Origin of the sequence: Streptomyces sp. NPDC005899 (assembly GCF_040629645.1) — a bacterium.
In the GTDB taxonomy this organism is placed as follows: Bacteria; Actinomycetota; Actinomycetes; order Streptomycetales; family Streptomycetaceae; genus Streptomyces.
In genome coordinates this window covers 1-8186 of sequence record NZ_JBEXWB010000294.1, presented here as the reverse complement: position 1 = coordinate 8186, position 8186 = coordinate 1, and the positions used below count along the sequence as shown (strand labels likewise).

10 protein-coding genes are annotated in these 8186 nt (G+C 74.0%); 6 read left to right on the top strand and 4 right to left on the bottom strand.

What is annotated here, in order from left to right; genetic code table 11:
* Positions 1 to 290 (bottom strand): zf-HC2 domain-containing protein (locus ABZ371_RS25445; protein WP_358683654.1); only part of this gene is annotated, 290 nt, incomplete at its 3' end.
* Positions 291 to 473: 183 nt separating this feature from the next.
* Here ABZ371_RS25445 and ABZ371_RS25440 point away from each other — a divergent pair.
* The 4 genes from ABZ371_RS25440 (at position 474) to ABZ371_RS25425 (ending at position 4426) form a co-directional block, all read left to right on the top strand.
* Positions 474 to 1226: a LytTR family DNA-binding domain-containing protein gene (locus ABZ371_RS25440; RefSeq protein ID WP_358683652.1), complete on the top strand. Its 753-nt coding sequence runs from the start codon at positions 474 to 476 to the stop codon at positions 1224 to 1226.
* A gap of 62 nt (positions 1227 to 1288) precedes the next feature.
* Complete coding sequence (locus tag ABZ371_RS25435; protein ID WP_358683650.1) at positions 1289 to 1651, top strand: hypothetical protein; 363 nt, start codon at positions 1289 to 1291, stop codon at positions 1649 to 1651.
* On the top strand, positions 1648 to 3138 hold the full coding sequence (locus ABZ371_RS25430; protein WP_358683648.1) for a cation acetate symporter: 1491 nt from the start codon (positions 1648 to 1650) through the stop codon (positions 3136 to 3138). The genes ABZ371_RS25435 and ABZ371_RS25430 overlap by 4 nt, the downstream gene beginning before the upstream one ends.
* 100 nt (positions 3139 to 3238) lie before the next feature.
* Entirely contained in the window at positions 3239 to 4426 is a 1188-nt protein-coding gene (locus ABZ371_RS25425) for a histidine kinase (protein ID WP_358683646.1), read from the top strand.
* 14 nt (positions 4427 to 4440) lie between these two features.
* On the opposite strand, the gene ABZ371_RS25420 is transcribed toward ABZ371_RS25425, so the two are convergent.
* On the bottom strand, positions 4441 to 4974 hold the full coding sequence (locus tag ABZ371_RS25420) for a hypothetical protein (RefSeq protein WP_358683644.1): 534 nt from the start codon (positions 4972 to 4974) through the stop codon (positions 4441 to 4443).
* A gap of 111 nt (positions 4975 to 5085) precedes the next feature.
* Between ABZ371_RS25420 and ABZ371_RS25415 the strand changes: the two genes are divergently transcribed.
* Complete coding sequence (locus ABZ371_RS25415; protein WP_358683656.1) at positions 5086 to 5283, top strand: zf-HC2 domain-containing protein; 198 nt, start codon at positions 5086 to 5088, stop codon at positions 5281 to 5283.
* On the opposite strand, the gene ABZ371_RS25410 is transcribed toward ABZ371_RS25415, so the two are convergent.
* Together ABZ371_RS25410 and ABZ371_RS25405 are read right to left on the bottom strand one after the other, a co-directional pair.
* On the bottom strand, positions 5217 to 5786 hold the full coding sequence (locus tag ABZ371_RS25410) for a sigma-70 family RNA polymerase sigma factor (RefSeq protein ID WP_358683642.1): 570 nt from the start codon (positions 5784 to 5786) through the stop codon (positions 5217 to 5219). The genes ABZ371_RS25415 and ABZ371_RS25410 overlap by 67 nt on opposite strands.
* A gap of 846 nt (positions 5787 to 6632) precedes the next feature.
* Positions 6633 to 7094 carry a universal stress protein gene (locus tag ABZ371_RS25405; RefSeq protein ID WP_358683640.1) on the bottom strand — a complete coding sequence of 154 codons (462 nt, stop codon included), beginning with the start codon at positions 7092 to 7094 and terminating at the stop codon, positions 6633 to 6635.
* 169 nt (positions 7095 to 7263) lie between these two features.
* On the opposite strand from ABZ371_RS25405, the gene ABZ371_RS25400 reads away from it, so the two are divergent.
* Positions 7264 to 8109: a polysaccharide deacetylase family protein gene (locus tag ABZ371_RS25400; RefSeq protein ID WP_358683638.1), complete on the top strand. Its 846-nt coding sequence runs from the start codon at positions 7264 to 7266 to the stop codon at positions 8107 to 8109.
* Positions 8110 to 8186: the final 77 nt, after the last annotated feature.

Here is an 8186-nt window from a genome sequence, read left to right as displayed (position 1 = left end):
GCCGCCGCCGCCAGCGCCACCCGCCGCCTGCGGGACGTGCGGCGCCCGGACGCCACCGCGGCGACCAGCCGGTCAGGCATCCCGGGGCCGGAAGCCGTCACCGGCGCGACCCCCGCGGGCAGGAGCTCCACGAACGCCGCCAGCCGGCTCCGCACCCCACCGAACTGCCGCACCCGGACCCCGCACGCGGCACACCCCGCGAGGTGTTCCTCGAAGCGGAAGGCGTCGGCGGCACCGAGCACACCGAGCGCGTAGGCTCCGGCGTCCTGGTGGCAGTCGGTGGTGCGCATGCCCTCAGATACGCGGCGGGCCGGGCCATCACTCAGGGAGCGGGGCCACGGGACGCGGCCCGCACCCCGGCGGACGGCGGTCGCGGTGCTCCCGGCGCGCCGCGACGGCGGCCCGGACCGATGCCGTGGGACCCGGCCACCTCCCGCCTCCCGGCCGCCCACCAGGTCGTACACTCCGGCCTCATGCTGCGTGTACTGGCCGTCGACGACGAAGAGCCCGCCCTGGAGGAACTCCTGTACCTCCTGCGCTCCGACCCCCGTGTCCGGAGCGCCGAAGGGGCCACCGGGGCGACCGAGGCACTGCGGCGCATCGGCGGCGCCGTCGACGCGGGACCGGAGGACCCGTCCGCCATCGACGTCGTCTTCCTGGACATCCACATGGCCGGACTCACCGGACTCGATGTGGCACAGCTCCTGGCGGGCTTCGCGGCACCTCCGCTCATCGTCTTCGTCACCGCCCACGAAGGCTTTGCCGTGCACGCGTTCGACCTCAAGGCCGTCGACTACGTACTCAAACCGGTCCGCCGCGAGCGCCTGGCCGAGGCCGTGCGCCGCGTCGCCGAACAGGTCGGCGAACGTTCCGCCCCCGTCCACGACACGGCGGCCGACCAGATCGCGGTCGAGCTCGGCGGGGTGATCCGTTTCGTCGCCGTCGAGGACATCGCGTACGCGGAGGCGCAGGGCGACTACGCCCGGCTGCACACCGCCACCGGCAGCCACCTCGTCCGGATCCCGCTCACCACCCTGGAGGAGCGGTGGCGTGCGCGCGGCTTCGTGCGCATCCACCGCCGCCATCTCGTCGCGCTGAACCGCATCGACGAGCTGCGGCTCGACGCGGGCAGCATGAGCGTGCGCGTCGGGGAGGCCGAACTGGCGGTCAGCCGTCGCCACACCCGCGCGCTGCGCGACCTCCTGATGCGTCAGACCGGCCGCTGACCTGCGCCTACCTCTCTGCGGGCCCTTCCCAGACGTTCCCCTGGCGCCTACACTCCGAGCCCATGTCCGCAGAGAGCACACCCCGGCGCGAAGTGGTCACGGGGGAGCCGCGCCGGGTACGTCCGCTGCCCCGCTACCGTGCCCAGTCGGAGATCGACGAGCAGACGGCTCTCGGCGGTGCCTACGTACGCTCGCTGATGCGCAGCCAGCTCCGCGCCGGGCTGACCGTCTTCGCCCTCCTCGCCCTGGTGGCCGGCACCCTGCCGCTCGTCTTCGAGGCCCTGCGCAGCAACGCGGTCGTCTGGGCGGTCCTCGGCTTCACCACCTACCCGCCGCTCACCCTGGCCGCCTGGTGGTACGTACGCCGTGCGGAACGCAACGAACGCGACTTCGCCAGACTCGTGGAAGGCCGACCCGCACCGTGAGCACACCCGGCCACCCGGCATCGGTGGTGGCGGTCGCCCTCGTCGTCCTCGCCACCGTCCTCGTCGGCGGATTCGGGCTGCGGATCTCCCGCACCACGTCCGACTTCTACGTCGCCTCCCGCACCGTGCGGCCCCGGCTCAACGCCGCGGCGATCAGCGGCGAGTACCTCTCCGCCGCCTCCTTCCTCGGCATCGCCGGGCTGGTACTCGTGCACGGCCCCGACATGCTCTGGTACCCGGTCGGCTACACCGCCGGATACCTCGTCCTGCTCGTCTTCGTGGCCGCCCCGCTGCGCCGCTCCGGCGCGTACACCCTGCCCGACTTCGCCGAAGGGCGCCTGGAGTCCCGGCAGGTGCGCAGGCTGGTCAGCGTGTTCGTGGTCGGTGCCGGCTGGATGTACCTCGTGCCGCAGCTCCAGGGCGCCGGGCTCACCCTGCGGATCCTGACCGGAGCGCCCGGCTGGCTCGGCGACGTCCTCGTCGCCTCGGTCGTGGTGGTCGCCGTCGCGGCGGGCGGCATGCGCTCCATCACCTTCGTGCAGGTCTTCCAGTACTGGCTGAAGCTCACCGCGCTCCTCGTCCCGGCGGTCTTCCTGGTGCTGGCGTGGCGCGGCGACGGACAGCCGCGCGTCAGTTTCGACGACCAGATCTCCGCCTTCCGCGCCGAGCACCCGCTCTACGCGACGTACGGCCTGATCGTGGCGACCTTCCTCGGCACGATGGGCCTGCCCCACGTCGTGGTGCGCTTCTACACCAGTCCCAACGGCCGCGACGCCCGCCGGACCACCGTCGCGGTCCTCGCCCTGGTCGGCACCTTCTACCTGCTGCCGCCCGTCTACGGTGCGCTGGGACGGCTCTACGCGCCCGAGCTCATCCACGGCGGCGACTCCGACGCCGCCGTGCTCCTCCTGCCCGCCCGGGTGATCGGCGGCCTCGGGGGCGACCTGCTCGGCGCCCTGCTCGCGGGCGGCGCGTTCGCCGCGTTCCTGTCCACGGCGTCCGGCCTCACCATGGCCGTCGCCGGGGTGATCACGCAGGACGTCCTGCCCTCACGGGGCGTCCGGCACTTCCGGCTGGCCACCGTCCTGGCGATCGCCGTACCGCTGGCCGGCTCGCTGCTGGTCGGCCGGGTGCCGGTGGCCGACGCGGTCGGGATGGCGTTCGCGGTGTCCGCCTCCTCGTTCTGCCCGCTGCTCGTCCTCGGCATCTGGTGGCGGCGGCTCACGCCGCCGGGGGCGATCGCGGGGCTGCTGCTCGGCGGGGGTTCCGCGCTGCTGTCCGTGGCGATCACCGTCAGCGGCGCCGTACGCCCGCCGGGATGGCCCCACGCCCTGCTCGCCTGGCCCGCCGTCTGGTCCGTACCGGTCGGCTTCCTCGCCATGGTCCTCGTCTCCCTCGCGACCCCGGGGCGGATACCGCCGGGCACCAACGCCGCCATGTCCCGCTTCCACCTGCCGGAAGCGCTCACGTCGGGGAGAGGGCGATGAGTGCCTCGGGGGAGTGGGCCGTGACGGCGCGGGAGGGACGGCGTGACGGCCCCGCGCGCGGGGTGCCGGCGACGACGGCCGCGTGCACGGGGCGCCGGCGATGACCGGAGCCGGGATCGCCGCCATCGGCGTGCTCGCCCTGCTGCTCTTCGGCACCGGCTTCCTGCTGGGCCGCACGGCCCGCCCGGTGCGCACCAGCGACGTGGGCACCCCCGTCGAACACGCCACCTTCGAGACCCTGCACACCGCTTCCCTGGCCGCACCGCCCCTGCGCGCCGGACTCACCGAGGAGAGCGCCCGCAGATCGGCGCGGGGCCTGCGCTCGCTGCTCGGCACCGACGCCCTGTGCCTCACCGACCGGGACCGGGTGCTCGTCTGGGACGGCGAGGGGGACCACCACGGCGCGGACGTGATGCGGCACGTCCAGGCCCTTCTGGCCAGTGGCCGGGACACCGCCTTCCACAGCGACTGCGGGGACCTCGACTGCCCGCTCCGCTGGGCGGTCGCCGTCCCCCTGACCGTGGACCACCGGGTGCTCGGCGCGCTCGTCGCCTACGCGCCCCGGGAGTCCGCCGTCCTCGCCAGGGCGGCGGGGGAAGTGGCCCGGTGGGTCTGCGTACAGCTCGAACTCGCCGAGCTGGACCGCTCCCGCACCCGGCTCATCGAGGCCGAGATCAAGGCGCTCCGGGCCCAGATCTCGCCGCACTTCATCTTCAACTCCCTGGCCGCCATCGCCTCCTTCGTCCGCACCGATCCCGAGCAGGCGCGTGAACTACTGCTGGAGTTCGCCGACTTCACCCGCTACTCGTTCCGGCGGCACGGCGAGTTCACCACGCTGGCGGACGAGCTGCACTCCATCGACCAGTACCTGGCACTCGTGCGGGCCCGGTTCGGTGAACGGCTCTCCGTGACCCTCCAGGTGGCCCCGGAGGTGCTGCCCGTCTCCCTGCCGTTCCTCTGCCTCCAGCCGCTGGTCGAGAACGCGGTCAAGCACGGGCTGGAGGGCGCGGTGCGCCGCAGCCGCATCACCATCAGCGCACTGGACGCCGGTGCGGAGGCCGAGGTCGTCATCGAGGACGACGGCATCGGGATGGATCCGGAGAGGCTGCGGCGGATCCTGCGCGGGGAGGGAGGCGCCTCCACCGGGATCGGCCTGGTCAACGTGGACGAGCGGCTGCGGCAGGTGTACGGCGACGCGTACGGGCTCGTCATCGAGACGGGCGTCGGCGCGGGCACGAAGATCACCGTCCGGCTGCCCAAGTACCGTGCGGGCGTCCACGGTTCGTGACACCGGTGCGGGGATCAGTACAGATCGACCGCCAGATGGCCCAGCGGCAGCCCGAGCTGCCAGGCGGGCGTCCATACCTGCGCCTCGCCGTCCGGCTCACCCTCCGCCGGGTGCTCCGGGCGCGGGGCCCCGATCGCCTCCAGATCCGCCGCCAGCAGTTCGGTCTCCTCCAGCCACCGCCAGGCCGCGCGCGCCAGTGCCAGGTCGGAATCCGGCCGTCCGTCCGGCACGGCCGCCCGCTCCCGCGCCTCCAGTCTCCGGCGGACCCACCGCGCCCACGGGGTGCCGCGCGCGGTGAGCAGCCGCAGTTCGTCCACCCTCGCGGCGGGAAGCGCGTCGGCGGCCACCGGGTCGGGGACGAGGGCCGCCCCCTCGGAGAGGAAGATCGTCAGTGCCAGGGCATCGCGCCCCGCGCGGTACTCCAGCGTCGCCGGTTCCATCAGGTCACCGGTCACGAGCACCTCGTCCGCGAGGTACTCGGCGCACAGCCAGTCCATCGGGACCAGCGGCCCGCCCCCGCCGGTTCCGTCGTGATGTTCGGGACGCATCCCGTCTCGCCTCTTCCTTCGACTCGGTACGGGGCTTCACGCAGCATTGAACCGGGGGAGCGTCCGCCGCGTGGGCAGAAGCGCAGGATCCGTCGGCAGATGCGAGGTGTGATGACCGCGGAGCGCGGTGACGAACCCCACGTGGTGCGGCTGCTGGGCGCCTACGTGCTGGGAGCCCTGGCCGCGCGGGAGACCGGCCGCGTCGCACAGCACCTCCAGCGGTGCGACGGGTGCGCGGCCGCCTACGTGGAGGTCGCGGACGCCGAGTGCCTGCTGTCACTGCTCGACGTCGAGGACCTGCTGGAGTAGCCGGGCAGGCTGCGCGAGAGCAGCCGCAGCGCGTAGTAGGAGCGGGACTTCACGGTGCCCGCCGGTATGCCCAGGGCCTGGGCCGTCTCGCCCACGCTCAGCCCGCGGAAGTAGATCTGTACGAGCACCGCCCGGTGTTCGGGGCTCAGCGTCCTGACGGCCTCGCGCACATCGAGGGCGCGCACCGCCGCCTCGGCGGTGTTCTCCCGCGCGGGGGCGCTCTCCAGCACCACGTCACTGACCTCCGCCGGGCGGGCCTGACGGGACCTGCGGGCGTCGATGGCCAGTCGCCGGGCCACGGTGAAGAGCCAGGGGCGCATCGAGTCGTACGGGGCGTCGAACGCCTCCGGGTGCTGCCAGGCGCGCACGAGCGTCTCCTGCAACAGGTCCTCCGCACGCTGTCGGTCGCCGAAGGTGAGCCCGAGCAGGAAGTGGAGCAGGGCCGGCCCGTGTTCCCGCTGCAACTCAGCGAGGGCCCGCTCATCGGTTGTCGCCGTGGTCATCGTGAACGTCCGTCCCTTCCCGAAGAGGCCCTGCCGCCTCGCTCCCGCCTGGCGTATACGAACGCATCGGGGAGCGGGGGAACAGGCGGTGCGCGCAGATGTGCGCCGAGCGGTCGCACGGAGCGGCGAGTGGTGCGGTGAACGGTCGGGGGACGCCGATACGGCCGATTCGGGTGGCTGATCCCTTTTGTAGCCAAATGGATGATATGAAGATATGTCTGGTCGGGAGGTCGAACGCATCCGGCCCGGGAGTCGCGTACATGGAGTACCGCGTCCCACCCGCCATGGTGCTCGCCTCACCGGCCTGCTCGACGCCACAGCCGGTACCGGCCGGCCGTCGACGCCCCCGGGGGTTCGCCGGGTGGCAGGTCTCGGCTGAGCCGGCGGTGGGCGGCTCGGGGGGCCGGGGCGCGGGTGGTGCGCGCGGCTTCGCCCCGCCGGCCTCGGGCGGCATGGTGCACTCTCGGCACGCACGCACACGTGCCGCCGCGGGTGTATGAGAAGTCAACGGCGGGTGGGCCGCCCACGGCATGGGCGACCCGATCGCCGGCGCGACGGCCGACCACGACGGTGTGCGGGACCCGCGTGGCAACGAGTGCCCGAAGTCCGCCGCTTCACGTTCGCGCGCCCGCCGCGGCCGGTGGGCGGCGGCAGGTCGCGGGAGCCGCATACCTGCTCCAGCGGTCGGACCCCGAAGCCGGACGCGTCACCGCCCTCGACGCACCGGGCGGCGACCCCACCGGCGGACGCCGCGGGCGCGTCGGCGGTGCGGTACTCGGCCGGGGCGCCGCCCGGGACGGGCTCAGGTGACCCGGCGCCGCCGGGAGGACACCGGGGCGCCGGGGGTCACGGCACCACGGTGACCGGCCACCGGCCGGCCTTCACCAGCCGCACCGCGACCGATCCGACGAACCGGTGTCCCGCGGACTCCGACGCACCGACGACCACGGCGTCCGCCTTCAGCTCGTCCGCCGCCGTCACCAGCCCGTTGTACGGGTCGCCGCGAAAGGTGTGGAACTCCCAGCGGACGTTCCATATGTCCTTGAGCCGCTCCGTCGCCGACCTGATCTCGCTCACCAGTCCCTCGGCGACGTCGCCGGTCGCCTCGGCCACCGGCGCTCCCATGGCCGCGCCGGCCGACAGCACGGGCTGCACGTAGACGAGGGCGAGGAGCGCGTTCTGCCGGCGGGCGAGCCCCGCCGCGTACGCCGCGGCACGCATCGAGGAGTCGGAGCCGTCGATGCCGGCGACGATCACCTTGGGGCCGTCCGTACCGCGCTCGAAGCGGTGTCCTTGCTGGTCTGTCACGGCCCCGAGGGTAGTCGTTCGCGCCGGCCGTGCCGCAGCCCGGGGCCACCGCGGGCCGGCGCGGCCGCCCTCACCGCAGGCCGGACGGCACTCGCCCCATCGGGTGCACATCACGGTGCGCCCGGTGTCGTCGGCGGGCCCGGGCCCGACTCCGTGCGAGCAGTTGGTCATGAAAAACGATCAGATGCCGGCCGGGCGCCGCACCTTCCTGCGCCTCGGCCTGACGCTCGCGACCGTCGCCGCCGTACGCGTGGCCGCAGCGGACCCCGCCGGCACGCCCGTCAGGCCGGGAGGGGAGCCGCCCGGCACGGCTGCCGGCCCCCAGGCTCGCACGGAGACCGGAGGCCGGGGCTACCGGCTGAGACCCATGACCGGGCAGGGTGCACCACGCTTCGTGCCCGCCGCGCCGCCGGTCCGCACCCGTCCGTTCGAGGCGCTGCCGGAGGCCGGGCGGGACGCGATGGTGCTCAGCTTCGACGACGGCCCCGACCCCCGTTACACGCCGGACATCCTGGCCACCCTGCGCACCTACGGAGTGCGGGCGATGTTCTTCGTCTGCGGCGAGCCGGCCGCCGGCAACCGGGACCTGCTGCGGGAGATGGCGGACGACGGGCATGTGGTCGGCAACCACTCCTGGTCGCATCCGATGATCCCCGCGCTCTCGCGGCCCGCCATCCGCGACGAACTGGGCCGTACCAGTGAGGTGATCGAACGGACCCTCGGCACCCCACCCCTCTGGTACCGCGCCCCCTACGGCGCCTGGAACCGCAACTCCTTCGAGATCGGGGCCGCGATGGGCATGGAACCGATGGCCTGGACCGTCGACAGCCTGGATTGGAAGCGCCCGGGGACCGCCACCGTCGTGCGCCGGGTCGAGCGGGGTGCGGCACCCGGGGCCGTCGTCCTGTCGCACGACGCGGGTGGCGACCGGTCCCAGAGCGTGGCGGCGCTGCGGCGCTATCTCCCCGCCCTCATCGAGGACGGGTACCGGCTGACCGTGCCGCACCGGAGCTGACGGGCGCGCGGAGGCCCGGGCCGGTAGCCACCGCGCCGGCGGCCGTCGCGCACGCCGAGGCCCGCGCGGCGGCACCG

Coding starts and splice junctions, on each gene's coding strand:
- ABZ371_RS25440 (WP_358683652.1), top strand. CDS start 474: ATGCTGCGTGTACTGGCCGTCGACGACGAAGAGCCCGCCCTGGAGGAA.
- ABZ371_RS25435 (WP_358683650.1), top strand. CDS start 1,289: ATGTCCGCAGAGAGCACACCCCGGCGCGAAGTGGTCACGGGGGAGCCG.
- ABZ371_RS25425 (WP_358683646.1), top strand. CDS start 3,239: ATGACCGGAGCCGGGATCGCCGCCATCGGCGTGCTCGCCCTGCTGCTC.
- ABZ371_RS25420 (WP_358683644.1), bottom strand. CDS start 4,974: ATGCGTCCCGAACATCACGACGGAACCGGCGGGGGCGGGCCGCTGGTC.
- ABZ371_RS25415 (WP_358683656.1), top strand. CDS start 5,086: ATGACCGCGGAGCGCGGTGACGAACCCCACGTGGTGCGGCTGCTGGGC.
- ABZ371_RS25410 (WP_358683642.1), bottom strand. CDS start 5,786: ATGACCACGGCGACAACCGATGAGCGGGCCCTCGCTGAGTTGCAGCGG.
- ABZ371_RS25400 (WP_358683638.1), top strand. CDS start 7,264: ATGAAAAACGATCAGATGCCGGCCGGGCGCCGCACCTTCCTGCGCCTC.